Source organism: Dyella thiooxydans (assembly GCF_001641285.1).
Taxonomy (GTDB): Bacteria; Pseudomonadota; Gammaproteobacteria; order Xanthomonadales; family Rhodanobacteraceae; genus Dyella_A; species Dyella_A thiooxydans.
Genome location: NZ_CP014841.1, coordinates 1,661,488 through 1,685,395, shown reverse-complemented (window position 1 = coordinate 1,685,395; position 23,908 = coordinate 1,661,488). Strand labels below are relative to the sequence as shown.

Annotated in this window: 19 protein-coding genes; 6 read left to right on the top strand and 13 right to left on the bottom strand. The window is 69.1% G+C overall.

Translation table 11 applies throughout. The features are described from left to right. Nucleotides 1–5 precede the first annotated feature (5 nt). The gene (locus tag ATSB10_RS07620) at nt 6–1,415 is read right to left on the bottom strand and encodes a J domain-containing protein (RefSeq protein WP_063671799.1); all 1,410 of its coding nucleotides are present in this window, start codon (nt 1,413–1,415) and stop codon (nt 6–8) included. After that, a complete protein-coding gene (locus tag ATSB10_RS07615) occupies nt 1,415–3,103 on the bottom strand; it encodes a molecular chaperone HscC (protein WP_063671797.1) in 1,689 nt (562 codons plus the stop codon). Before ATSB10_RS07615 ends, ATSB10_RS07620 begins: the two co-directional genes overlap by 1 nt. Before the next feature lie 357 nt (nt 3,104–3,460). Between ATSB10_RS07615 and ATSB10_RS07610 the strand changes: the two genes are divergently transcribed. The 3 genes from ATSB10_RS07610 to ATSB10_RS07600 all read left to right on the top strand — a co-directional run bounded on the left by ATSB10_RS07610 (nt 3,461) and on the right by ATSB10_RS07600 (nt 5,470). Beyond that, nucleotides 3,461–3,787, top strand: a complete 327-nt coding sequence (locus tag ATSB10_RS07610) for a cupredoxin domain-containing protein (protein ID WP_063671795.1) — start codon at nt 3,461–3,463, stop codon at nt 3,785–3,787. Between the two features lie 4 nt (nt 3,788–3,791). Next, nucleotides 3,792–4,637 carry an FTR1 family iron permease gene (locus ATSB10_RS07605; RefSeq protein ID WP_063671793.1) on the top strand — a complete coding sequence of 282 codons (846 nt, stop codon included), beginning with the start codon at nt 3,792–3,794 and terminating at the stop codon, nt 4,635–4,637. An 89-nt stretch (nt 4,638–4,726) separates the two neighbouring features. Then, nucleotides 4,727–5,470, top strand: a complete 744-nt coding sequence (locus ATSB10_RS07600) for a hypothetical protein (RefSeq protein ID WP_083966137.1) — start codon at nt 4,727–4,729, stop codon at nt 5,468–5,470. Nucleotides 5,471–5,489: 19 nt separating this feature from the next. On the opposite strand, the gene ATSB10_RS07595 is transcribed toward ATSB10_RS07600, so the two are convergent. The 4 genes from ATSB10_RS07595 to ATSB10_RS07585 form a co-directional block, all read right to left on the bottom strand. Continuing rightward, entirely contained in the window at nt 5,490–7,097 is a 1,608-nt protein-coding gene (locus ATSB10_RS07595; RefSeq protein WP_063671791.1) for a carboxyl transferase domain-containing protein, read from the bottom strand. Nucleotides 7,098–7,156: 59 nt separating this feature from the next. Beyond that, nucleotides 7,157–7,969, bottom strand: coding sequence for an alpha/beta fold hydrolase (locus tag ATSB10_RS07590; protein ID WP_063671789.1), 813 nt, complete (start codon nt 7,967–7,969; stop codon nt 7,157–7,159). 284 nt (nt 7,970–8,253) lie between these two features. Next, nucleotides 8,254–8,376, bottom strand: coding sequence for a putative 2OG-Fe(II) oxygenase (locus ATSB10_RS18935; protein ID WP_205631110.1), 123 nt, complete (start codon nt 8,374–8,376; stop codon nt 8,254–8,256). Nucleotides 8,377–8,479: 103 nt separating this feature from the next. Then, a complete protein-coding gene (locus ATSB10_RS07585) occupies nt 8,480–10,243 on the bottom strand; it encodes a sensor domain-containing diguanylate cyclase (RefSeq protein ID WP_063671787.1) in 1,764 nt (587 codons plus the stop codon). A 394-nt stretch (nt 10,244–10,637) separates the two neighbouring features. On the opposite strand from ATSB10_RS07585, the gene ATSB10_RS07580 reads away from it, so the two are divergent. Further along, a complete protein-coding gene (locus ATSB10_RS07580; RefSeq protein ID WP_236886525.1) occupies nt 10,638–11,660 on the top strand; it encodes an amidohydrolase family protein in 1,023 nt (340 codons plus the stop codon). Nucleotides 11,661–11,847: 187 nt separating this feature from the next. On the opposite strand, the gene ATSB10_RS07575 is transcribed toward ATSB10_RS07580, so the two are convergent. Further along, nucleotides 11,848–12,270: a hypothetical protein gene (locus ATSB10_RS07575; RefSeq protein WP_063671785.1), complete on the bottom strand. Its 423-nt coding sequence runs from the start codon at nt 12,268–12,270 to the stop codon at nt 11,848–11,850. A 289-nt stretch (nt 12,271–12,559) separates the two neighbouring features. Between ATSB10_RS07575 and ATSB10_RS07570 the strand changes: the two genes are divergently transcribed. Beyond that, nucleotides 12,560–12,880 carry a hypothetical protein gene (locus ATSB10_RS07570; RefSeq protein ID WP_063671783.1) on the top strand — a complete coding sequence of 107 codons (321 nt, stop codon included), beginning with the start codon at nt 12,560–12,562 and terminating at the stop codon, nt 12,878–12,880. 195 nt (nt 12,881–13,075) lie between these two features. Here the strand turns inward: ATSB10_RS07570 and ATSB10_RS07565 are convergent, their stop codons facing one another. The 4 genes from ATSB10_RS07565 to ATSB10_RS07550 all read right to left on the bottom strand — a co-directional run bounded on the left by ATSB10_RS07565 (nt 13,076) and on the right by ATSB10_RS07550 (nt 19,186). After that, nucleotides 13,076–15,136: an oxidoreductase gene (locus ATSB10_RS07565; RefSeq protein ID WP_063671781.1), complete on the bottom strand. Its 2,061-nt coding sequence runs from the start codon at nt 15,134–15,136 to the stop codon at nt 13,076–13,078. 115 nt (nt 15,137–15,251) lie between these two features. Then, nucleotides 15,252–16,562 carry an amino acid permease gene (locus ATSB10_RS07560; RefSeq protein ID WP_063671779.1) on the bottom strand — a complete coding sequence of 437 codons (1,311 nt, stop codon included), beginning with the start codon at nt 16,560–16,562 and terminating at the stop codon, nt 15,252–15,254. Nucleotides 16,563–16,814: 252 nt separating this feature from the next. Further along, nucleotides 16,815–18,122, bottom strand: coding sequence for a Xaa-Pro dipeptidase (locus tag ATSB10_RS07555; protein ID WP_236886524.1), 1,308 nt, complete (start codon nt 18,120–18,122; stop codon nt 16,815–16,817). Further along, complete coding sequence (locus tag ATSB10_RS07550) at nt 18,119–19,186, bottom strand: aromatic ring-hydroxylating oxygenase subunit alpha (RefSeq protein ID WP_063671777.1); 1,068 nt, start codon at nt 19,184–19,186, stop codon at nt 18,119–18,121. Before ATSB10_RS07550 ends, ATSB10_RS07555 begins: the two co-directional genes overlap by 4 nt. Nucleotides 19,187–19,247: 61 nt before the next feature. On the opposite strand from ATSB10_RS07550, the gene ATSB10_RS07545 reads away from it, so the two are divergent. After that, a complete protein-coding gene (locus tag ATSB10_RS07545) occupies nt 19,248–20,405 on the top strand; it encodes a DmpA family aminopeptidase (RefSeq protein WP_063671775.1) in 1,158 nt (385 codons plus the stop codon). An 11-nt stretch (nt 20,406–20,416) separates the two neighbouring features. On the opposite strand, the gene ATSB10_RS07540 is transcribed toward ATSB10_RS07545, so the two are convergent. Next, nucleotides 20,417–22,453 (bottom strand): S9 family peptidase, encoded by a 2,037-nt coding sequence (locus ATSB10_RS07540; RefSeq protein ID WP_083966135.1) that lies wholly within the window; start codon nt 22,451–22,453, stop codon nt 20,417–20,419. A gap of 134 nt (nt 22,454–22,587) precedes the next feature. Next, nucleotides 22,588–23,907 carry an acetyl ornithine aminotransferase family protein gene (locus ATSB10_RS07535; protein WP_063671772.1) on the bottom strand — a complete coding sequence of 440 codons (1,320 nt, stop codon included), beginning with the start codon at nt 23,905–23,907 and terminating at the stop codon, nt 22,588–22,590. Between the last annotated feature and the right edge of the window lies 1 nt (nt 23,908).

Here is a 23,908-nt window from a genome sequence, read left to right as displayed (position 1 = left end):
CCGGATCAGGCCAGCGCGCGCTGTCGGCGGGGCACCCGGCGCCAGGCATCGATCGCCCAGGCCAGCAGGGCCGCGCCGGCCAGGCTGTTGCCCATGATCACCGGTACCTGCACCGCGCTGGCAACGAGGCTGGCGACGGGATAGATCAGGAAGATACCCAGCCGCAGCCATGGGCGCAGCGAAGCCGATACCTGCCTCCCGTGCAGCACGCGGGCCAACGCGAGCCATAGCGCGGGTACGGTCAGCATCCAGCCGGCCATCGGCGAGTCGGTGGCATCGACGACAATCAGCGCGCCGATGGCGAGCAGCGGAACCAGCGCGAAGTGCAGCCATCCGACTGCGCCTTTCAGCGGCATCGGGCGGCGCTGCCAGCCGGTGAGCTCGGACCAGGCCATGACGGCCAGCGCCACGCCACAGAAGCCGCCGGCGATCACCTCCAGCAAGCCGACCATGCCCCAGGCGAACTGCCCGCCCTGCATGCCGGCAAACGCACCGAACGCCAAGCCCAGAAGCAGCCCGAGCAGCAGCGTTCCGGCCACCCTCGCGCCGACGATGGCAGCCCCGACACGACTGAACAGTCCGCTGTGCGCGGCCTGCAGCCAGAATGCCTGTTGCCGGGGATCCACGGGTGGCGGCAGTTCGACCGGGGGCTGCCCGGCCAGGCGCAGGATCAGGTTGTTCATGCTGCGAAGGTTCTGCGGCAGCAGACTGCGCCACAACGCGACCGGCCAGCGGAAAGGTTGCTGCAGCCAGCGGAGCGAGCGGGTGATCTGCTTGCGTGCGCTGACCGAGCGGGCGCCGAGCAGGCCGGCCAACGCATTACGGCGCGCGGGCGCCAGGTGCCAGGCCATGTGCATGCGCTGGCGGCGCTGTGCCACGAGCAATGGATCGGGCACGGCACCGGCGTGATCCAGCCGGAAGAACGCCAGCATCTCGTCGAAGCAGCCATCCGGCATCGGCGGTGCGGCCTGGTGGACGAACGACAGCCAGTGCTGGCCGACGCGCGTCTTCAGGCTCAGCGACCAGAGCGCCTGGTGGCTTTCCAGCCATTTGCGCAGCGCGGCAGGTTCATTGGCATCGGCACGCGCCACCGCTTCCCGCAGGAAGGCACTGGCGTCGAACGTCACTGGTGCCGGTGCCGGCGTCGACGGAGGTGAAGACGCCGGTTGGCTTGCCGATGGCGCGGCGACAACCGGCGAAGGCAACGGGCGCGGTGCGGCGGGGGGTGCTGCCGCAGGCGGGGCTGGCGCGTGACCCCGGCAGCGCTGCAATGCTGCCTGGTAGGCCTCGTGCAGCCGCTGGAAGCCCTCCGGATTTTCGTCCGGGCGGTTCTGCTTGAGCTTCACCGCGTAGGCGCGCTTGATCGCGCGCTCGTCGGCGGTAGGCTCGATGCCCAGCTCGCTGTACGGCCACATCAGGTCGATTCCAGCGTGTCCAGCGCGCGCCCCAGCTCCAGTCGGTGTTCGCGGATCACCATCTCGTCCTGGGTTTCCAGCACGGCGCGGAACTGTGCGATCCACGCCTGCACCTGGTCGCGCATCGTCAGGTGTTCCTCGTAGATGCGCTCGGCGCGGGCGAGCAGGGCGAGGTTCTCCTGCTTGCTGCGCGGGTGGATCTTGATCTCGGCCAGCGCGGCGAGGCGGGTGCGGATCTGCTCGGCGCTGAGCACGCCCGGGTTCTGTTCCAGCACCAGCTCGTACTGCTTGCCGGTCGAGGACACGTTCGCCTCCACCTGCAGTACGCCGTTGACGTCGTAGGTGAAGCGCAGGTTCACCGCGTTCTCCTGCGGCGGGCGGGTCGGGTCGATCTCCACTTCCAGCTCACCCAGCTTGATGTTGCGTTCCACCATCGGGCTCTCGCCCTGGAACACGTCCAGCCGCAGCTTCGACTGCCCCGGATTGACCGGGAAGAAGCTCTGCTCGCGGCTCACCGGCACCACGCTGTTGCGGTGGATGATCGGCTCGAAGAAACCGCCCTGCATCCGGCCCTGGGGGTCGCGGCGCACCACCTCGGTGCCCAGCGAGTAGGGACACACGTCGGTCAGCACCACTTCGTCCAGGCGCTGGTCGCGCGACTTCAGGCCCGAGGCGACGCAGGCGCCCAGCGCGATGGCCTGGTCCGGGTTGACGTGGCGCAGCGGCAGCCTGCCGAACATGCGGGTGACCAACCGCGCCACCAGCGGCATGCGGCTGGCGCCACCGACCAGCACGATCTCGTCGAGCTGTTCGGGTTGCAGCCGCGCGTCGCGCATGGCGCGTTCCAGCGGTGCGCGCATGCGCTGCAGCAGCGGGTCGGCGAGCTGGGCGAAGCGCGTCTCGTCGATCGACCACTCGTGCGTTTCGCCGCGTACGGCGAGCTGCACCGTCGCCGAGGCCTGGCCGGTGAGCGCGCGCTTGGCGGTCTCCAGCCGCTGGCGCAGCACGCCACTGGTGGCCGCGTCGAGGCTGGATCGCTGCAGCCCCAGGTCGGCCAGGCAGGCCTTTTCCAGCACGTCGAGGAAATCCTCGCCGCCGAGGAAGTTGTCGCCGGCGCTGGCATGCACTTCCACCACGCCTTCGAACATCTCCAGCACCGACACGTCGAAGGTGCCGCCGCCCAGGTCGAACACTAGGAAGCGCGAGCCGTCGCGACGTTCCTGCAGGCCATAGGCCAGTGCCGCCGCGGTGGGTTCGTTGATCAGCCGCTCGACCTTGATCCCGGCCAGCGTGCCGGCGGCCTGGGTGGCCTTGCGCTGTGCGTCGGAGAAATACGCCGGCACGCTGATCACCGCCTCGGTCACCGTCTCGCCGGTGGCCGCCTCGGCATCGGCGATCAGCGCACGCAGCACCAGGGCGGAGAGCTCTTCCGGGCGGAAGCTGCGATGGCCCAGCCGGGTCTCGCGGTCGCTGCCCATCCAGCGTTTGAAGCTGGCCACGCTGCTGCCCGGGTGGCTGATCAGCCGGTCGCGCGCGGCCTGTCCGACCAGCGCGTGGCCGTCGGCGTCCAGGCTCACCACCGAGGGCGTGAGCAACTGGCCGAGCGCGTTGGGGAAGAGGGTGGGGCCGTTGTCGCCGTAGCGGCCAATCAGCGAGTGGGTGGTGCCGAGATCGATGCCAACAAGCATTCCGTGACGGTCCCCCTAACGACCGTGTCCAGGGCGGGCGGTCAGCCGCCCGGTGATTCCATGCGGAAGGCGCCGGAGCGCCGCGGTTCGACTGGGACCCCGGACATGGCGACAAGGGCCGCGTCCTGTCCCCGGCGTTACGGCCGGATCGAAGCCTTCATGGTCCCACAGTCCCGCGCCGATGGTGTAGAGCCGACCGTACGAGCTGCGGCGCGTTGCCACGGGCGCGTTCCCCCTTTGCCTGGTGCCGGCCGGTTGGCTAGCGAAGCCATTCCGGCATCGGCACGCCTCATTTGCTGTTGCTAATGAGAACAATTATCATATCCGCATCAAAAGAACTGATCCGGATGTCTCGCCGTGAATCGCCTCGCCCTCGCCGCCGTCCTGCTGCTCTGGAGCTTCGCCGCCCGGGCCACGGACGTGCCCGAATTCCATCTCGCCATCCAGGACCACGCCTACCAGCCGGCGGAACTGAAGGTGCCGGCCGGGACCAAGGTGAAGCTGGTGATCGAGAACCGCGACGCCTCGCCGGAAGAGTTCGAGAGCACCGAGTTCAACCGCGAGAAGATCGTGCTGCCGAACAGCACGATCACCGTCTACGTCGGGCCGTTGAAGCCGGGCAGCTACCGGTTCTTCGGCGACTTCCACCAGGACACGGCCCAGGGCCGGCTGATCGTGGAGTGATGCCATGCCCGGTGTAGCGCTGCTGGTGTTCCGTGAAGTGCTGGAGGCGGCCCTGATCGTCTCCATCGTCTGCGCCGCCACGCGGGGTGTGCGCCTGCGCGGGCTGTACGTCCTGGGCGGTATCGGCCTGGGCCTGGCCGGCGCGCTGCTGGTCGCGCTGGGCGCCGGCTTCATTGCCGGGCTGGCCAGCGGGTCGGGGCAGGAACTGCTCAACGCCGGCGTGCTGCTGGCGGCGGTGGCGATGATCGGCTGGCACGTGGTGTGGATGTCGCGCCACGCGCGCGAACTGGCCCAGCACATGAGCGCGGTGGGGCAGGCGGTGAAGGCTGGTTCCAGCTCGCTGACCCTGCTGCTCGCAGTGATCGCGCTGGCGGTGCTGCGCGAAGGCTCCGAGGTGGTGCTGTTCCTGTACTCGATGGCGATGGGCGGCATCAGCGCCGGTGGCCTGATCGGCGGCATCGCGCTGGGCGTGGGCGGCGGCGTGGCGCTGGGCTTCGCGCTGTACTTCGGTCTGCTGCGCATTCCGCTGAAGCACTTCTTCGGCGCCACCAACGTGATGCTGGTGTTGCTGGCTGCGGGGCTGGCCTCCACCGCCGCGCGCTTCCTGCTGCAGGCCAACCGGCTGCCGGCGCTGGGTGAACAGCTGTGGAACACCTCGTGGCTGCTCTCCAACGGTTCGCTGGCCGGCAAGACGCTGGGCATCCTCATCGGTTATGACGCGTCGCCGGCCGGCATCCAGCTGGTGTTCTACGCGGTGACGCTGCTGTTGCTGATCGGCGGCATGCGGCTGGCGGCGCGGCCGGCTGCCGCGCGCCGCGAAGCCCCGGCCGCCGCCATCCCGCAATCCTGATCGCAGGTCCTTCCCTGGTCGCCGGGCGCCTGTCGCCCGCGCGACGGGTGCCTGCGGTCTGCAGACAACGATATCGAGGAAGTCCGAGCATGCGTTTCATCTCCCGAACCACCGCCGCCACCACTGTGGCGACGCTGTTCGCCGTAGTCGCCTTCGGCGTCGCCGGCCGCGCACACGCGGACGACTTCATCGTGTACTCGCCGCACGTCATCGCCGGCCAGAGCGAGATCGAGCTGCGCGGCTACGGCATCACCGACGGCCGCAGCGAATACGACGGCGAGCGCGCCGCCGAACTGTCGGTGGCGCACGCCTTCACCGGCTGGTGGAAGCCGGAGCTGTACCTGGCCGAGTACGAGAAGGAGCCCGGCGCCGGCGGCAAGCTGGTCGGCTACGAATTCGAGAACACCTTCCAGTTCACCGAGCCGGGCGAGTACTGGGCCGATCTCGGCCTGCTCGCCTCCTACGGCCACCCGAAGGGCGGCGGTCCGGGCGAACTCGAGGTTGGACCGCTGATCGAGAAGACCGTCGGCCGCTTCGACCACCGCGTCAACCTGATCTGGGAGCGGCACATCGGCGCGGGTGCGGAGTCCAAGACCGAATTCCGCTACAGCTACGCCGGCACCTATGCGGTGTCCAAGGCGTTCCGCCCCGGCATCGAGGCCTATGGCCGGCCCGACGACCACGCCTACCAGGCTGGCCCGGTGGTCGCCGGCGAGTGGCATGTCCCGCACACCATGGGCAATGTCGAGTACCGCGTCGGCGTGCTGCTGGGCATCAACGCCGCGGCACCGCGCCACACCTGGGTGGCACAGCTGGAATACGAGTTCTTCTGAGCGCGCTCGGCGCTCGTCGCTACATGCGGAACACGCCGTAGCGCTGCGGTTCGATCGGTGCGTTCATCGAGGCGGAGATCGCCAGCCCCAGCACCCGGCGGGTGTCGGTCGGGTCGATGATGCCGTCGTCCCACAGACGGGCGCTGGCATAGTAGGGGTGGCCCTGGCGTTCGTATTGTTCGCGGATCGGTGCCTTGAAGGCGTCCTCGTCCTCCTCGCTCCAGCTCTTGCCGGCCGCCTCGATGCCGTCGCGCTTCACCGTGGCCAGCACGCTGGCGGCCTGCTCGCCGCCCATCACCGAGATGCGCGCGTTAGGCCACATCCACAGGAAGCGCGCGCCGTAGGCGCGGCCGCACATCGCGTAGTTGCCGGCGCCGAAGCTGCCGCCGATCACCACGGTGAACTTCGGCACGTGCGAGCAGGCCACGGCGGTCACCATCTTGGCGCCGTCCTTGGCGATGCCCGCCTGCTCGTACTTCTTGCCGACCATGAAGCCGGTGATGTTCTGCAGGAACACCAGCGGCACGTTGCGCTGGTTGCACAGCTCGATGAAGTGCGCGCCCTTGAGCGCGCTCTCGGCGAAAAGAATGCCGTTGTTGGCGACGATGCCCACCGGGTAGCCGTGGATGTGCGCGAAGCCGCAGACCAGGGTCTTGCCGTAGCGCGCCTTGAACTCGTGGAACTCCGAGCCGTCGACGATGCGCGCGATCACCTCGCGGATGTCGAACGGCCGGCGGGTGTCCTGCGGGATCACGCCGTACAGCTCCTCGGCCGGGTACTTCGGCTCGATCGGCGCGCGCAGCGCCAGCGGCATGTCCTTCCTGCGGTTGAGGTGGCCGACGATGTCGCGGGCGATCGCCAGCGCGTGGGCATCGTTCTCGGCGTAGTGGTCGGCTACGCCGGACACCGAGGTGTGCACGTCGGCACCGCCCAGCGTCTCGGCATCCACCACCTCGCCGGTGGCGGCCTTCACCAGCGGCGGGCCGCCGAGGAAGATCGTGCCCTGCTCGCGCACGATGATGGTCTCGTCGCTCATCGCCGGCACGTAGGCGCCGCCGGCGGTGCACGAACCCATCACCACGGCGATCTGCGGAATGCCCAGCGAGGACATCCGCGCCTGGTTGTAGAAGATCCGCCCGAAGTGCTCCTTGTCCGGAAACACCTCGTCCTGCAGCGGCAGGAACGCGCCACCGGAGTCGACCAGGTAGACGCAGGGCAGGCGATTCTCCAGTGCCACTTCCTGCGCGCGCAGGTGCTTCTTCACCGTCATCGGGAAGTAGGTCCCCCCCTTCACCGTGGCGTCGTTGGCCACCACTACCACCTCGATGCCGTTGACGCGGCCGATGCCGGTGATCAGCCCCGCCGCGGGCGCGGCATCGTCGTACATGCCGTGCGCGGCCAGCGCGGAGAGCTCCAGGAACGGCGAGCCCGGATCGAGCAGGGCGCGGATGCGCTCGCGCGGCAGCAGCTTGCCGCGAGCGGTGTGCTTGTCGCGCGCCTTCTCGCCGCCGCCCTCGGCCGCCTTCGCCAGTTCCTGGTGCAGATCCTCCACCGCCACGCGCAATTGCGTCGCGTTGGCCTGGAACTCGGGTGACCGGGGGTCGATCTGCGAGGCGATCACGCTCATGGAAAAGCCTGCCGTGCGAGGGAAAACCGCAATGATAGCGTCGCCTCGCGCACGGCCCATTACGCACTGCCGCAAACGGCGGCGGAAGTATCGGTGGTGGCGAGCCACGAGCGCACGGCGTCGTGGAATGCGTGCCTGCAGTCGATCATCACCCAGTGTCCACCCGGCAGGCCGAGTGCGCGACTGCCCGGCAAGGCGGCGATCGCTTCGATCCAGCGGGTCGAGTGCAGCGTGAACGGCTTGCGCTCGCCGTAGACGTAGAGCATCGGGCAGTGCGGCGCGAAGACACGACGATCGTGCGATCCGCCGGCGACACCCAACCACGACACGGCATACGGGTAGCCCATCTGCGCCGTCACGGCGCGGGGATCGCCCGGACAATGCAGTACGCGGGCCATGCCGCGGGCCATCGCATCGCCGATGCGCCCGCCGATGCGCCAGGCCAGGGCGAGCCACAGCTGATAGGCGACCACCGCGGCGATGCCGGACAGTCCCAGTTCCCGCCGATGGTCGACGGATCCGGCGTCGCCGATGTCCACGCCGATCACCCGCGCGACCAGGTGCGGATGGCGCATCGCGAACTTGTAGCCGAAGTAGCAGCCCCAGTCGTGCAGCAACAGGCATACGCGCTCGCCGGGGCAGGCTTCGACCACCACGCGATGGATCGCCTCGACGACCTCGTCGATTGCATAGGCGCGGCGGGGATGGGCCCGGCCGAAGCCGGGCAGGTCGAAGCGCACGCAGCGGTAGCGGTCGCTCAGGGCATCGACGGAGGCGTCCCACAGGCGATGCGTATCCGGCCAGCCGTGGATCATCACGACCGAAGCGGGACCCTCTCCTTCGACGTGTACCTCGATATCGGCCACCTTCATGCCACGTATTCCCCCCAGGTCGATCCGTCAGCCGCGAGGGTAACCGTCTTTCCTTGCGCGGGTGGCACGTCGCCTTGTCCGTTGCGATGCCGGCGCAACTATTCGACCCGACCGGCTATCGGTAGTCCGGATGCCGCAGTGTCCTGGCGATCGTGCGGTTGATCGGCGTGACTGCTGTCGCGGGCCCGCCGCCTCGTGGGTGACACCATGCCGGTGTGGCACCGGGGGCGGCCGCAGCCCGCTGAGTGGAGCGCGCGAGGTCGAGGCAGCGGCGTGGTGAGTGCTCAGGCCGGCAGCAGGTCGAACGCGATGGTCAGGTGGCGGTCCTGCGGTTCTCCACGGAACGGCAGCGTGCCGTGCCACATCCACGACGGAAACAGCACGAGCAGGTCCGGTTGCGGTTGCACCAGGTACTCGTGCGTCAGCGCCGGCGTGGTGGGTACGCCGGGCTGGCCGCCCCATGATGGGGATGAAGTGGCCGCGGCCTTCCACGAGCGTGCAGGGACAGCCTCATCCGCCTTCGGTCACGGCTTCCACCCGGTTGCGCCCGGCGCGCTTGGCGCGGTAGAGCGCAGCATCGGCCTGCGCCATCAGCTCGGACAGTTGGTAGCCGCCGGTTCCCGTCGAGGCCAGCCCGAAGCTTGCCGAGATGCCGAGCTCGGGGTGCCTGTCGTCGATCGGCGTGTCGGCCAGGGCCAGGCGGATGCGGTCGAGCAGCTCCAGCCCCTGTTCCAGAGGGCAATCCGGCAGCAGGAGGCCGAACTCCTCACCGCCCAGCCGGCCGAAAATGTCGGAGGAGCGCAGATGCTCCTGGCACAGCGTGACCATCCGGACGATCGCCGCATCGCCGATGGCGTGGCCGTAGGTATCGTTGACCTGTTTGAAGTGATCCAGGTCGACCAGTGCCAGGCAGGCGCTGCGCGAGGATTTATCGGCCTGACGCAGGGCCGCATCAGCCTCGCCCAGGAAGTTCTGGTGGTTGAGGATGCCGGTAAGGCCGTCGCGACGCGCCAGCCGCCGGAACCGCAGCTGCGAGCGCTTGGTGCGCACCAGCCAGATCCCCACCGACGCCAGTACGGTCGTCAGCAGCAGGAGCTGCAGCCGGGTCGTCTCGATCTGCTTCTGGTCCAGCGCCTGCTGCAGCTCCAGTACGCCGTTCTGTTTGCCCAGCGCATCCACCTGCAGCTGGTGCACGGACAGCTGTTGCTGCACGGAGTGGTAGGCCATCGCGATGGCCTGTGCATCGCTGACCGAACGCGCCTTCACGTCGCGGTAGTGACGGTAGTAGTCCAGTGCCGCGCGGTCGTCGCCGGCCTGGCGCGCCACCTCGTACAGCACCTTGTAGACGTATTCCGACATGCCGTCGAAATTGCCCTTCGGATCCATCGCCAGCGCGGCGAGCGCCCAGCGCTTCGCCTTCGCCGCGTCGCCACTCTTCCAGTAGGCGAAACCCAGGGTGGAGCGAAGCCCGTAGGCGTGTACCTGGAACCCTTGCGCATCGATCGTCGGTGCGATCTGCTCGAGCAGGACCAGGGCGGCCCCGGGCTTGCCGGTTTCCGCCAGCCGGCGTGCCAGGTCCAGCTCCACGGCGTCGGCGAACATCAGTTCCCCGGCGGCCTTGCAGGCGTCGATGGCCTGGCGAAAGATCGGCGCGGTCGGAGGCAGGGTGCCGTCGGCGTTCAGTGCGTCGAACAGATAGACGTCCGGCCGGCATGGCGATTGCCCGGGCTCGGCAAGCTGCTGCATCTGCCGGGCATAGCTCACCGCCGGCTCGACCTGCTGCGCCGAGGCCATCAGCTGGGACAGCTGCGACAGCGCCACGTAGGTCACCTTGCGGTCGCGGATATGGGGAAGGTTCGCCACCAGCTTGTCGGCCCGCTCGAACGCTTCCTGGTAGTGATGGCTGATCGCCAGGGTGTTGAGCAGGGTGCCCGCGGCCAGGGCCTGCAGGTCGGTGTCCGGGGCGTGGTCGGCGACATCGCGCAGCAACGGCTGGGCCGCGGCGTAGTCGCCGGTGAACGAACCCTCCCAGCCATCCAGGTAGCGCAGGCGCCACTGCTGGTCGGGCGACAGCGCCACATCTGACTGGTGCAGTTGCCGTAGCAGCTGCAGGAAACGGCTGTGGTCGGTGGTCTTGAGGGCGTACGCCTGGTCCAGCAGGGCAGCAGCGTCGCCGGCCGCGGCCGCCCCCGTCGACCCCAGGCCGAGCGCTGCCATGGCCGCGAAGCAGATACCCAGGCGTCGCCCGCTGCCGCGAGGTCCCACGGTGGCCATGAGCGCCGCCCGGGCGCCCGCCCTCATGAGCGGCGCAGCCGGTGGATCCGACGGTGTAGCGGTCCGCGCGTAGCGCACAGGATGGCCTGTGGCCGGTGGTGCGCAGCCCCCCACCGCGCGTCACCGCCCTGGATCTCGATTCGCATGCCCCATCCCCCGATGTCACAGCTTGTACGGCTCATCTTACCCAGCTCGCGCGATGGTGCGCGTATGGCCACGCCGGCTCAGGATCTTGGGGGGGAGCTGGCCGCGGCCGTGGCGTGGTGCCCGGGGTTCCGGATTCGAGCCGGGTCATCGCGCCTGCGGCCAGTGATGCGGCCTGCGCTATCCTCATCGCCGCATTCGCGCCCTGCCGCGAAACCGCTTTCCCGCAGCTGCGCAAGAGGCGCCCGCCATGCGTTGGATGAGCAGGACGTTTCCCCCGATCGTCGCGCTGGCGTGCCTGGCGGCCGCCCCCTTTGCCGTCGCGAGCCGTAGCTCCGGGTCGGCGCCGGTGGTCGTTCGCGTGGATCACCACACGCATCTGAACTCACCGGCGATCCAGGCGTTCCTGCCCGATTTCTGCCGGAGCGTGGCGCGTTTCGGGAAATGCGATCCGGCGTTGACCACGCCACAGACTCCGGCCGATCTGCTCGCTGCGATGGACAAGGCGGGCATCCGGCGCGCGCTGGTGCTGTCGACCGCGTATCTGGCCGAGAGCCCGATGGTGAATCCGCCGCGCGCCGACGCGGTCGATCTGATGCGAGCCGCCAACGACTGGACGGTCCAGCTCGCGCGCGACCATCCCGGTCGCTTCCGCGCCTTCATTTCGGTCGACCCGCTACGTGCCACGGCGTTGCCGGAGATCGCCCGCTGGAAAGGCAACTCCGCCGTCACGGGGCTCAAGCTGCACTTGACCAGCTCGGGTGTGGACCTGCGGCGTGACAGGGATGTGGCCGCGCTGAAGAAGGTGTTTGCGGCCGCGGCGACTAACCACTGGGCGATCGTGATCCACCTCCGAACCCAGCGCGGCGATTACGGTGCCGCGGACGTGCGCCGCTTTGTCGACGAAGTGCTGCCGGCCGCGGCCGGTACGCCCGTCCAGATTGCCCACGTCGGCGGCTGGAGCGGGATCGACCCGCCGACGCTGGCCGCGCTCGGCGCGTTCGCCGACGCCATCGAGGCCAAGCCCGCAAATTTCTGCCACGTCTGGTTCGATCTCTCTGGCGTCTGGACAGACAAGACGCCCCTGGCGGACCGGCAAGCCATCGTCGCCCTTATCCGCCGGATCGGATTGCGCCACTTCCTGGCGGGTTCGGACTGGCCGTACGGCGGCACCGACCTCGCCGACTACTACGGCCGCGTGTATCCCGAGCTGCCGCTCACGCCGAGAGAGTGGGCCGTGATCCGCCGCAACGTCGCCCCCTACGCGCGCTGACCGGCAAGCGCATCACCACTCGCACGATGACGATACGCACGCCGCCGCTCCCCCTGTAGGAGCCCGCTCGCGGGCGATGCTCTTGGCTTTGATGCGCATCAAAAGCAGAAGCATCGCCCGCAAGCGAGCTCCTACAGCCAGCACGCGCAACGCGCAGCGCACCCCGATCAACCCGCCACGCATTCCCTCAAGCCGCTCCGCTCCGGGCCTCACGCACCAGCAGCCACCACGCCCCCAACGCCAGCGCGGGATCAAGAATCGCGAACGCAATCATCGTGTGCGGAAACACGCCGGCCAGCGCGGTGGGCACCAGCACCAGCGGCACCAGGATCAGCCGGTCCAGCACCGAGGCGGCCACCACCTGCCGGCCCCCGGAGCGACCGCCGAAAAAGTAGAGCCAGCCGATCACCGCCAGCGCCATGCCCAGCACGCGCACCAGCGCGGCCTCGCATCCCTGGAAGGGCGCATCGCCCAGCAGCGTCTGGATCAGGCCCGGCCACGCGATCAGCAAGCCGCCGCTGGCCAGGTAGAGCAAGCCGTTGAGGGAGGTGTATCTGGCGGCGGTGGAGCGGTGGGCGGGTGTTTCCCGAAGTGCGACGAGCAGGGACATGGGCTACTCCGAATGTGACGATGACCGTCTATCGATGGAAGCGCGCCTCGGTGCGCCCGGTTGAATCCAACCTAGGGGGAGGTAAGTGAATCTGACCCCGCTATCCCTCGGTTCGACTCACCTGGCTGGACCCGGATCAAGTGATGGCGGGGTATGTACGCGAATGCATCGCCAGGACGCCGCAACATAGCCCCAGCGTGGGTGTGGCGCTAGCCACGCCTTATCATCGAGCCTGACCTTTCATCCAGGGCGGTAGATTGCGCCGCCGATCGACTCCAGGGTTGAGCCCATGTCACTCGCGACGACCATCTTCCGACACCGGCGAGCGCTGATCTTCGCGGCGCTGGCGTCTTTGCTCGTGTTTCTGGCCGAGATTTTCTACCTGGTTCGCGTCAGGACGCTTTCCACTGGCCCACTGTTGGGTGCGCTGGTTCTCCTGCCGCCGCTGGTGCTGTGGTACGCGATGCTGGGGCTCTGGTACGCGGCGTGGTTCAGGGAGGGCGTGCAGGCACCACCGCGGATCGTGCGGCTGCTGGTGTTCGGTGGCTTTGCCCTCGGTTCCTCGCTGATTTGGTTGAACATGCTGGTGACGACGGTGTCCGTCCGCTAGCTGGGTTGGCCAGCGTATCGAGAGGCGGACGGTGTGGCGCTTCGTGACGAGTCGCTACGCACACGTGACGAGCTCCGCCCGCCTCCCGCCGGAGGCGTTCCGCTGATCGGGATCGCGAGGGCGATTCGTGACCGATGGGCGGGACGGATCGGATTCGCCAACGCTTATGGGATCGAGGGGCCAGTCGCTGGGTGACTACGTCCCGGCCGCATGGAAGTGCCGCTTGAACGCCACCTCTCCCGTCACCGGCTCCCCCAACTCCCGCGCATACCGATGCCCCGCATACACCGCGTGGGCGATCAGCCCCGGTGCGTCGGAATCGCCGATATTGCGCACGCTGTGGGTGCCGGCGTCGGCCCAGTCGGCTTCGCGTTCCAGTAGCTGCTGGTAGAGCGCGTCATTGGGCAGGCGGGCGGTGACGGTGAGCACGGCGTCGACGGCGAGCGGTTGCTGGCGGTCTTCCCAGGCGTGCTCGAGGGTGAGGATCTCGCCGTCGTAGCCGGTGACGGTATGGGAGACGATCACTTCGATGCCGAGCTTGGCCAGGCGCTTACGGATGTGGCGGTAGTCGAGCGTGTTCTGGCTCCACGGGGCGAGGGTGTCTTCCGGGGTCACGTAGACCACCTCGCAGCCGTGGGCGTGCAGTTGTTCGGCGGCGATGCTGGCGTAGTAGAAGCCGTCGTCGTCGAGCACGGCGATGCGGCCGGCGGGAATGCGGCCGTCCATCAGGTCGTCCAGCGTGTAGACCTTCGGGTTGTCCACGAAGCCGGGGATCGGGGCGCCGTGGCTGCGGCCATAGCCGTCGCGGCGCCAGTGGCAGCCTGTAGCGAGCACCACGTGTTCGGCGCCGAAGTCGAGCACGTCCTGCGCGGTGAGCGCGGAGTCGAGGTACACCGACACGTTGGTGAGCTTGTGGATCTGGCCGAGGCGCCAGTCGCGCACGCGTGCCCATTCGGCTAGGCCGGGCAGGCGCGCTTCGCGGGTGACGCGGCCGCCGAGTTCCTTGCGCGCTTCGGCCAGGCTCACCTCGTAGCCGCGCTGGCCCAGCGCGCGGGCCGCTTCCAGCCCGGCGGGGCCACCGCCGACCACCAGCACGCGGCCGGGCTTGCTTGCCGGGGCGATGCGCTCGGGGTGCCAGTCCTTGCGCCACTCCTCGCCCATGGTGGGGTTCTGGGTGCAGCGGATCGGCGAGATGGTCATGTCGCCGGAGACGCAGATGTTGCAGCCGATGCATTCGCGGATGTCGTCGATGCGGCCCTGTTCCACCTTGGCCGGCAGGAACGGGTCGGCGATGGACGGGCGCGCGGCGCCGATCAGGTCGAGCACGCCGCGCTTGATCTGCGACACCATGGTGTCCGGCGAGGTGAAGCGGCCCACGCCCACCACCGGCTTGCTGGTGACCTGTTTGACGAAGGCGACGAACGGCTCCTGCGCGCCCTCGGCAGCGAAGCGCGACGGTACGGAATCGTTGTACCAGGCGGCCACGTTGACGTCCCACAGGTCGGGCAGCTCGGCGAGCATAGCCACGATGTCCTTCGCTTCGTTCAATTCCACGCCGCCGCCGCCCAGCAGTTCCTCGGTGGCGAAGCGCAGCGCCACGCCGCAGCGGTGGCCGATGGCGTCCCTGGTGTCTTCCAGCACTTCGCGCAGCAGGCGCACGCGGTTTTCCAGCGAGCCGCCGTAGGCGTCGGTGCGTTGGTTGCGGCGGCGCTGCAGGAAGTGCATCGGCAGCGAGAGATCGTGCGCGGCGTAGACGTAGACGATGTCCATGCCGGCGCGCATCGCGCGCACGGCCGCCTCGCGATGCCAGCGACGGTACTCGGCGATGTCCTTCAGCGACATCGCCCGTGCCTGCGAGGGGTAGCCGTACTTGCTCGGCTGGTGCGAGGGGCCGATGAGCACCTCGCGCGAATACAGGTTCGATGCGGTGGGGCCGTTGTGCGACAGCTCCACCGCGGCCAGCGCGCCGTGCGCGTGCACCTTGTCGCACATCAGCGCGAGGGCGGGGATGTCGCGGTCGTCCCACAGCCGAGCCTCGACGTAGGGCGTGAGGTCGCTGCTGGGGTGGATCTCGCATTCCTCGGTGGACACCACCGCCCAGCCGCCCTCGGCCTTCACCTCGCGCATGGCCGCGTGGGCCAGCGGCATGGCGTGGCCCATGCCGTTGCAGTGCGGCACCTGGAAGAAGCGGTTCTTCGCGGTGACCGGGCCGATCTGCACCGGGGTGAACAGGATGTCGTAGCGGGGGTCTCTCATGGCTACCTCGAATTTGCCGTCATCCCAGCGAAGGCTGGGATCCAGCGTCTTCGCACTTCAGGGCGACCAAAAGTCACTGGGTCCCAGCGTTCGCTGGTGATGACGGGCGTGGGGCTTATGGCGTGGCGGCCTTGACCGCCTGCGGCTTGCGACGCAGCCGCATAACGGCGTACAGCGGCAGGCCGACGGCGATCAGGCCCAGGCCGAGCACCAGCGGTTCGTGGCCGATGCCGATGAAGGCGAACACCACGAACAGCACGCCCAGCACAGCCGGGACCAGCGCCGCGCTGCGCACCGCGCCGCGGCGCCACAGCACGATCAGCGCCAGCGAGCAGCACAGGTACAACGGCAGGTTGGCGGCGGTAACCACGCGGGTGATGAAGGTGAAAGCGGCCACCAGCGACTTGCTGTAGCTCATCCACACCATCACCGAGCCAAGCACGCCGGTGACCACCAGCGCCACCGCGGGCGCGCCGCGGCGGTTGTCGCGCGAGAACACCGAAGGCAGCACGCCGTTGTTGGCCATGGTGCGGGTGAGCTCGCCCACCAGCAGGGTCCAGCCATTGAGCGCGCCCAGTCCACTGACCACCACGAACAGCGACAGCCAGCGGCCGAAGCCGGCGCCACCGAAGCGGTCCATCAGCAATGCGAACGGCGCGCTGGCGCTGCCCAGTTCCTGCTGCGGGATCAGCAGCAGCGGCACGGTGGAAACGATGATGTAGATCACCGCGGTGAGCACGGTGCCGGCCATGGTGGCGCGCGGGATGGTGCGGCCGGGGTTGTCCACGCGGCCGGCCGGTACGCTGGCCGCCTCGATGCCGAGCATGGCGAACAGCGCGATGGTGCCGGCGGCCATGGTGTCCTTGAGGCTTACCGGGGTGGCCGGCAGGTGTGCGGTGTAGCTGGCGGGCGAATGCAGCAGCACCCAGGCGCCGAGCAGGGCGATCGCCGCCATCGGCAGCAGCTTGAGCGCGGTGGTGACGATCTGCACGCCACCGCCGGCGCGCACGCCCATCAGGTTGATGCCGACGAACAGCCACAGCAGCCCCAGCGCGAACACCGCCGGGTGGATCACCTGCAGCGCCGGGAACACCACCGTGATGTAGCCCACCGCACCGGTGGCCAGCGCCGCGTTGGTGAGCCACAGCGAGACCCAGTATGCCCACAGCGCCATGTAGGCCGGCAGGTCGCCGAGAGTGCGGCGGATGTAGCCGTAGGGGCCGTCGGCATCGGGCAGCACGTGCGCCAGGTGCGAGAACACGCGGGCCAGCGCGAGGCAGCCGAGCAGGGTGGCGGTCCAGCCGATCAGGGCGTTGAAGCCGTAGGGCGCAAGCGAGGCGGGCAGCAGGAAGATGCCCATGCCGATCACGTTGCCCACCACCAGCGCGGTGCAGGTCCAGAAGCCGATCTTGGTGCTGTGGGTCATGGGGTGCGCTCGTGGTGGTGCGAGGGTTGGGTGTTCATGTGATGCGTGTGATTCCTCAGCGTCATCCCGGCGAAAGCCGGGATCCAGTGACTCCAAGCTTGTGGAGTGCAAAGACGCTGGATGACCAGCCCTTCGGCTGTTGATGAAGCGCCTCCGGCTTTCGCCGGGATGACGGAGAGGAGCCTTGTGCCCTTCCGGCAGAAGCCGGCCGGAGCGGCTGAGCCGAGCCATTAAAAAACCACGACACGCCCATCACTCCAGCGACACCGGCGTACCGGCCTTGATCACGCCGCGGATGGAGCGCAGGCAGTCGATGTCATGCAGCGGGTCGCAGCCGACGGCGACCAGGTCGGCGGCCTTGCCGGGGGCGATCGAGCCGAGCTCCTTTTCCTTGCCGAGCAGGCGGGCGGCGTCGATGGTGGCCGAGCGGATCGCCTGCAGCGGGGTCATGCCCCAGCGCACCATGTAGGCGAACTGGCGGGCGTTCTGGCCGTGCGGGTAGACACCGGCGTCGGTGCCGAAGGCCAGGTGCACGCCGGCCTTCACCGCCTTGCGGAAGCCTTCGCGCTGGGCCAGCGTGGTCTCCTCGTTCTTGCGCAGGATCTCCGGCGACCAGTGGTCGCGGGTGCCGACTTCCTCGATGTAGTCACCATCGTAGATGTCGGCCACCAGCCAGGTGCCGTGCTTGACCAGCAGCGCGATGCCTTCGTCGTCGATCAGCGAGCCGTGCTCGATCGAGCGCACGCCGGCGCGGATGGCGCGCTTGATGCCCTCGGCCCCGTGCGCGTGGGCGGCGACGAACTTGCCGCGTTTGGCCGCCTCCACCACGGCGGCGTGGATCTCCGCCTCGGTGAATTCCGGCTTGCCCGGTTCGGTGCCGTTGGCCAGCACGGCGCCGGTGGCGATCACCTTGATCAGGTCGGCACCGTGGTCGAGGATCTTGTCCACGTTTTGGCGCACCTGGTCCACGCCCCGCGACACGCCCTGGCGGAACTCCGGCGGCACCACGGTGCCGGGCGGCAGGCCGGTGATCTCGCCGCCGCCGCCGGGCGCGGTGATGTAGGCGCCGGCCACGAACATGCGCGGCCCGGGAATCTCGCCGGCGTTGATCGCATCGCGCAGGGCGATGTCGGCGAAGCCGCGGTACACGCCGACGTCGCGCACGGTGGTGAAGCCGGCCTGCAGCGTCTTGCGCGCGTTCATCGCGCCGATGAACGCCTGCTGCGCCGGGCTGATCTTCAGCGGCGCGGCGATGTCGGCGGTCTCGGCTTCCTCGGAGATGTGCGTGTGCATGTCCATCAGGCCGGGGACCACCGTCCAGGCGGTCCAGTCGAGCACGCGCGCACCCTTGGCCGCGTCGGCGGACCACGGCTGCACCGAGACGACCTTGCCGTCGGCGAGCGTCACCGCCTGGTCGGCCAGCATCTTGCCGCTGTCGACGTCGAGCAGGTGGCCGGCATGCACCACGGTGCGGTCGGTGGCCTGGGCGGATGCAGCATGGGCGGGTGCGGCGAGGGCCGCAGCGAGGGCGAGCAGCAGGGTGGGCAGGGCCTTTTTCACGCGTGCTCTCCCGCGGCGGCGTAGGCCGCGCGCAACTGGTTGTGGAAGTGCCAGACACCGCTTTCGCGCTTCGGGCACAGCCGGCCGGCTTCGTACGTGCCGGAGGTGAGGCCGCGCTGCACGGCGACGCAGATGTCGATGTCCTCCTGCTGCACCTCGTCGCTGAACTCCTGGTCGGCGGCGATGCGCGCCTGCGCGGCGGCGTCCTGCGCGTAGTAGTAGTCGAACTCCACGCGGCAGCGGTCCGGACCCAGCGGCACGATGCGGTTGGTCTGCATGCGGCCGGGCATGATGTTGAGCATCACGTTGGGATAGACGAAGTAGTAGAACGCCTCGCCGTCGCCGTAGATCGCGGTGCTGTTGCGCAGCGGCGAGGACTGCAGCGAATACCAGTCGAACAGCTCGGTGTCGTAGGCGCGGTAGTCCAGCACCTTCGAGAGCCCCGGATGCACATGCGGCAGGTGGTAGCCCTCGAGGAAGTTGTCGACGTAGACCTTCCAGTTGCAGTCGATGTCGTAGCTGTCGCGGCGCAGGTAGCGCATCGCCGCGAGATCGATCGGCGCGATGCGCTCGGCGATGCCGCCGTAGACTTGCTCGAACGGCGGCACGGCGTCGTCCAGCGCCACGAACACCAGGCCCTGCCACTCGTGCACGCGGATCGGCGGCAGGCGGATGTCGGCAACGTCGAAGTCCGCCGCGCCCTGCATCTCGGGCGCGCTGCGCAGCTGGCCTTCCAGGGTGTAGGTCCAGCCGTGGTACTTGCAGTGCAGGGCACGCGCGCCCTTGCCGTTGCACAGCGCCAGCGGGCCGGCGCGGTGGCGGCAGACGTTGACGAAGCCACGCAGCACGCCGTCCTGTCCGCGTACCACGATCACCGGCACGTGGCCGACCTGTTCCACCACGTGGTCGCCGGGCTCGGCGAGCTGGCCCTGGTGCGCCACCAGCTGCCAGCTGCGTGCGAATACCGCACGGTGTTCCATCGCCAGCATCGCCTCGCCCACGTAGTAGCGGGCGGGCAGGGCGGTGGCGCGGTCGAGGCCGGGGGGGTACGTCTCAGCTTGCATGCAGTGCTCCGCGATCGGAATAGACTGGCGCGACCACGACGGTCGCTTCGGGGGAGGCCTCATGTTCCGTTTCACGTTGACGCTGGCGCTGTGTGCGCTGGCCGGACTGGCACAGGCGGCCGGTCCCCGCGCACGCGACCTGGGCATCCCGTTCGACGGCACCCCGGGGCCGCTCAATGCCATCACCGACGTCGCCGGCGTCACCGTGGGCCAGGTCACCCTGATCCGCGACCTCCCCGACGGTCACAAGGTGCGCACTGGCGTGACCGCGATCCTGCCACGTGGCAAGGCCAGCTACGAGATCCCCGCGTTCGGCGGCTGGTTCGCGCTCAACGGCAACGGCGAGATGACCGGCACCACCTGGCTGGAGGAGTCCGGCCAGCTGGAGGGGCCGGTGATGCTGACCAACACCCACAGCGTGGGCGTGGTGCGCGACGCGGTGATCGCCGAGCGCGTGCACGCCGGCGGTGCGGACGCCTCGGGCTACTGGTGGTCGCTGCCGGTGGTGGCCGAGACCTGGGACGGCGAGCTCAACGACATCAACGGTTTCCACGTGCACGCCGCGGACGCCGCGCAGGCACTGCATGAGGCGAAGGGCGGGCCGGTCGCCGAGGGCAACGTCGGCGGCGGTACCGGCATGATCTGCCACGAGTTCAAGTGCGGCATCGGCACCGCCTCGCGGCGCGTGCGCATCGGCGAGTCGACCTACACCCTGGGTGTGCTGGTGCAGGCCAACTACGGCCTGCGCGACAGCCTGCGCATCGCCGGCGTGCCGGTGGGCCAGTACCTGCGCGAGGACCGCCTGTACAGCGCGACCAACCCGGCGGCGGTGGACACCGGCTCGATCATCATCGTGGTGGCGACCGATGCGCCGCTGCTGCCGCACCAGTTGAAGCGCATCGCCCGGCGCGCCGGCATGGGGCTGGCGCGGATGGGCAGCTACTCCGGCAACGGCTCGGGCGACATCTTCGTGGCGTTCTCCACCGCCAATGCCGACGCGCTGCACGACCGGCCGCTGCAGCAGGCCAGCTTCATCGGCAACGACCACATCGACCCGCTGTTCGAGGCCACCGTGCAGGCTAGCGAGGAGGCCATCGTCAACGCGATGATCGCGGCGAAGGACATGTGCGGCGAGGGCGGGCATTGCGTGAAGGCGATCCCCCATGCGGAGCTGGTCGCGCTGCTCAAGCGCTTCGGTCGCTACCAGCCGCCGCACTGAGGGAGCCCGGGTCACGGCGCCTTGTCCCCCGGCTTGAGGAAGCGCTCGTACCAGGCGAGGTTGCGGCGCATGCGGTCGAGCAGGTAGCTCGGCACGCTGATCTCGTGGTGCTGGCCGGGATAGACCACCAGCTCGGTCGGCACGCCGCGAGAGCGCAGCGCCTGGTACATCTGCTCGGCGCCGATGCACGGCACGTTGAAGTCGATCTGGCCGCACTGGAACAGCGTGGGCGTGGTGATCCGGTCGGCGTGCAGGAACGGGTAGCTGACGCGGTCCCAGGCGGCGCGGTGGTCCCAGGGCGTGCCCAGTTCCAGCTCGTATTCGCGGGCGTATTCGTCATCGCCGTACATGCCGTACATGTTGCCGGTGCCGGCACCGCTGATCGCCGCCTTGAAGCGCGTGGTGCGGGCGATCACCTCATCGGTGAGGATCGCGCCGTAGCTCCAGCCGCCGATGCCCAGGTGCTCCGGATCGGCGACGCCGAGCTTGATCGCATGGTCCACGCCGGCCATCAGGTCCTGCATGTCCTTGTCGCCCCAGTCGGCGTAGATCGCCTTGGCGAAGTCGAAGCCGCGGCCGGAGCTGCCGCGCGGGTTCACCGCCAGCACGGCGAAGCCGTTGGCCGCGTAGACCTGCCAGTCCTCCATGAACTCATGGCTGAACTGGTACACCGGGCCACCATGCACGCGCAGGATGGTCGGGTAGCGCTTGCCCTTCACGTAGCCGATCGGCTTCACCAGCAGCGCGTCGAGCGGGGTGCCGTCGGCGCCGGTGAAGTGCAGGGTCTCGGTGCTCGCCAGCTGCTTGCCGGCCAGCCACTCGTTGTGGTCGGCCAGCAGGCGCAGGTGGCCGCCATCGAGCGCGGAGATGTTGTAGGGGTGCAGGTCGTCGCCGCCGAGCACGGCGATGCGGCCGTCGCGTGCTACCGACAGGTCCACGTCGAAGCGGTCGCCGTGGGTCAGCTCGGTGACCTTGCCGCTGGGCACGTCGATGCGCGCCAGGTGGGTGACCTCGGCCTGCTCGATGAGCGCGTACACGCTGCGCCCGTCCGGCGCCCAGGTCGGGTGGGTGAAGCAGCGGTCGATCGGTGCGGGAATCGTCGACTTGCCGGTGGCTACGTCGATCACCGCCAGCTGCCAGGGCGCGTAGTAGATCCACTTGTCCTCGCCGCTGCGCAGGTAGGCGATGCGCTTGCCGTCCGGCGACCAGGCTGGGCGCGAGACCCAGTACGGGTCGAGGTCGGCGCCGGGGAAGGTGGTGAGCTGGCGCTCCCTGGCACCGGCGCGGGCATCGATGACGTAGATGTCGTAGTTGAGATGGCGATCGGGGTCGGCACCGCGCTTGGTGACGTAGGCGATCTGCCGGCTGTCCGGCGACCACGCAGGCAACTGCTCGTCGTGCTTGCCGGGGGTGAGCTCGGTAGTCTGGCCGCTGGCGATGTCGACCACGTACAGGTGCTTGTGGCGCGCACCCAGCCAGCCCGAGTCGTCGTCCTTGAACTGGAAGCGGTCGGTGACGATCGGCGGCGGGTTCTTCGGCTTCTTGGTTCCCGGCGGACGCTCGGGGTCGAAGGCGATCACCGCCAGCCGCTTGCCGTCCGGCGACAGCGCGAACTCCTCCACGCCGGCGGGGAGATGGGTGACCTGGTGCGCCTCGCCGCCGTCGGCGGGCATCGTCCAGACCTGCGAGCCGCTGTCTTCGTCGTCCTTGTCCGTGCCGGTCTTGCGGTCGGTGAGGAAGGCGATGAGCTTGCCGTCGCCGGACCACTCCGCCTGCGACTCGTCGGCGTCGGGCGTATGGGTGAGCTGGGTGCGTCCGCGACCGTCGAAGCCGACCCGCCACAGATCCGACTGCGGCTGGTCGGTGTCGGCATTGGTCGTGGTGACGGTGTAGAGCAGCCAGCGGCCGTCCGGTGACAGGGCCGGGTCGGACAGTGCGGCGAGCCGGTTGATGTCGGCCGGGGTGAACGGGGTCTTCTCCGCGGCGGGTGCGGCCATCGGCAGTGCCAGCAGCGCCAGAAGGGCGAGCCCGGACAGGCGTCGGATCATCGACGATCTCCTTGCATGGGAAGCGCAGGCGTGTGGCCGGCGTCCGGCGGGGGTGGCTTGTGCGGACGCCGCACCGGACATCGCCGCCGGCAGAGCGGCGGCGATCGGTGCGGCGTTCGCGCGGGGCGGCATGCTCAGGCCCCGGCCAGTGCCTGGTCGAGGCTGGCGCGCAGCAGCGCGATCGCCTCGTCCACTTCCTCCGTGCTCACCGTCAGCGGCGGCATGAAGCGCACCGTGCTGGTACCGCAGGAGAGCAGCAGCAGGCCGTTGTGGTACGCACGGGTGATCACCGCGTCGCACAGCGCGGTGGCAGGGGTCTTCTTCGCGTCGCTCTCGACCAGCTCCATGCCGATCCACAGGCCCTTGCCGCGCACGTCGCCGATGCACGGATAGTCGCGCTGCAGTTCGCGCAGGCGGGCGATGAAGTGCTCGCCGACCCTGGCGGCGTTGTCGGACAGGCCGCCGCGGACCAGGTCCAGCGTGGCGTTGGCGGCGGCGCAGGTGATCGGGTTGCCGCCGTAGGTATTGCCGTGGGCGCCGCGCTTCCACTGCGACATGATCGACTTCCTGGCGATCACGGCGCCGATCGGCAGGCCCGAGCCCAGGCCCTTGGCCGAGGTCAGGATGTCCGGCTGCACGCCCCAGTGCTCGCAGGCGAACATCCTGCCGGTGCGGCCGATGCCCGACTGCACTTCGTCGAAGATCAGCAGGATGCCGTGCTCGTCGCACAGCGCGCGCAGGCCGGCGAGGAAGCCGTCCGGCGGCGTCAGGTAGCCGCCTTCGCCCTGCATCGGTTCCACCAGCACCGCCGCTACCTCGCTCGGCGGCACGCTGCGCTGGAACAGCATGCGCATGTAGTCGAGCACCGCCTCGCCCTGGTCGTTGCCGGCGAACAGCGGCCGGTACGGATTGGGGTAGGGCACGTGGGTGACGCCGGCCAGCGTGGGCGAGAAGCCCTTCTGCTGGGTGTACTTGCTGGAGGTGAACGACAGCGAGCCGAAGGTGCGGCCGTGGAAGCCGCCGAGGAAACCGATGAAGCGCGGCCGACCGGTGACGTAGCGGGCCAGCTTGAGCGCGCCTTCCACCGCCTCGGTGCCGGACTGGCAGATGAAGCTCATCGCCGGCTCACCCATCGGTGCGATCGCGGCCAGGCGCTCACCGAGGCCGACCATCTGCTCGTGCCAGTAGTCGCTGGAGATGTGCAGGAATTTCTCCGCCGCGTCTTGCACCGCCTTGACCACCTGCGGGTGCGCGTGACCGGTGGCGCACACCGCGATGCCGGCCATGAAGTCGAGGAAGCGGTTGCCGTCCACGTCCCACACTTCGGTGCCGCGTCCGTGCGACATCACGAACGGGTAATCGCGCGGGTAGGACGGCGAGATCACTTCGGCGTCGCGGGCGATCATCGCCTGCGCCTTGGGTCCGGGGAGAGCGGTCTTGATGTGGGCGTTCACG

Coding starts and splice junctions, on each gene's coding strand:
- ATSB10_RS07620 (WP_063671799.1), bottom strand. CDS start 1,415: ATGTGGCCGTACAGCGAGCTGGGCATCGAGCCTACCGCCGACGAGCGC.
- ATSB10_RS07615 (WP_063671797.1), bottom strand. CDS start 3,103: ATGCTTGTTGGCATCGATCTCGGCACCACCCACTCGCTGATTGGCCGC.
- ATSB10_RS07605 (WP_063671793.1), top strand. CDS start 3,792: ATGCCCGGTGTAGCGCTGCTGGTGTTCCGTGAAGTGCTGGAGGCGGCC.
- ATSB10_RS07600 (WP_083966137.1), top strand. CDS start 4,727: ATGCGTTTCATCTCCCGAACCACCGCCGCCACCACTGTGGCGACGCTG.
- ATSB10_RS07595 (WP_063671791.1), bottom strand. CDS start 7,097: ATGAGCGTGATCGCCTCGCAGATCGACCCCCGGTCACCCGAGTTCCAG.
- ATSB10_RS07590 (WP_063671789.1), bottom strand. CDS start 7,969: ATGAAGGTGGCCGATATCGAGGTACACGTCGAAGGAGAGGGTCCCGCT.
- ATSB10_RS07585 (WP_063671787.1), bottom strand. CDS start 10,243: ATGGCCACCGTGGGACCTCGCGGCAGCGGGCGACGCCTGGGTATCTGC.
- ATSB10_RS07580 (WP_236886525.1), top strand. CDS start 10,638: ATGCGTTGGATGAGCAGGACGTTTCCCCCGATCGTCGCGCTGGCGTGC.
- ATSB10_RS07575 (WP_063671785.1), bottom strand. CDS start 12,270: ATGTCCCTGCTCGTCGCACTTCGGGAAACACCCGCCCACCGCTCCACC.
- ATSB10_RS07570 (WP_063671783.1), top strand. CDS start 12,560: ATGTCACTCGCGACGACCATCTTCCGACACCGGCGAGCGCTGATCTTC.
- ATSB10_RS07565 (WP_063671781.1), bottom strand. CDS start 15,136: ATGAGAGACCCCCGCTACGACATCCTGTTCACCCCGGTGCAGATCGGC.
- ATSB10_RS07560 (WP_063671779.1), bottom strand. CDS start 16,562: ATGACCCACAGCACCAAGATCGGCTTCTGGACCTGCACCGCGCTGGTG.
- ATSB10_RS07550 (WP_063671777.1), bottom strand. CDS start 19,186: ATGCAAGCTGAGACGTACCCCCCCGGCCTCGACCGCGCCACCGCCCTG.
- ATSB10_RS07545 (WP_063671775.1), top strand. CDS start 19,248: ATGTTCCGTTTCACGTTGACGCTGGCGCTGTGTGCGCTGGCCGGACTG.
- ATSB10_RS07540 (WP_083966135.1), bottom strand. CDS start 22,453: ATGATCCGACGCCTGTCCGGGCTCGCCCTTCTGGCGCTGCTGGCACTG.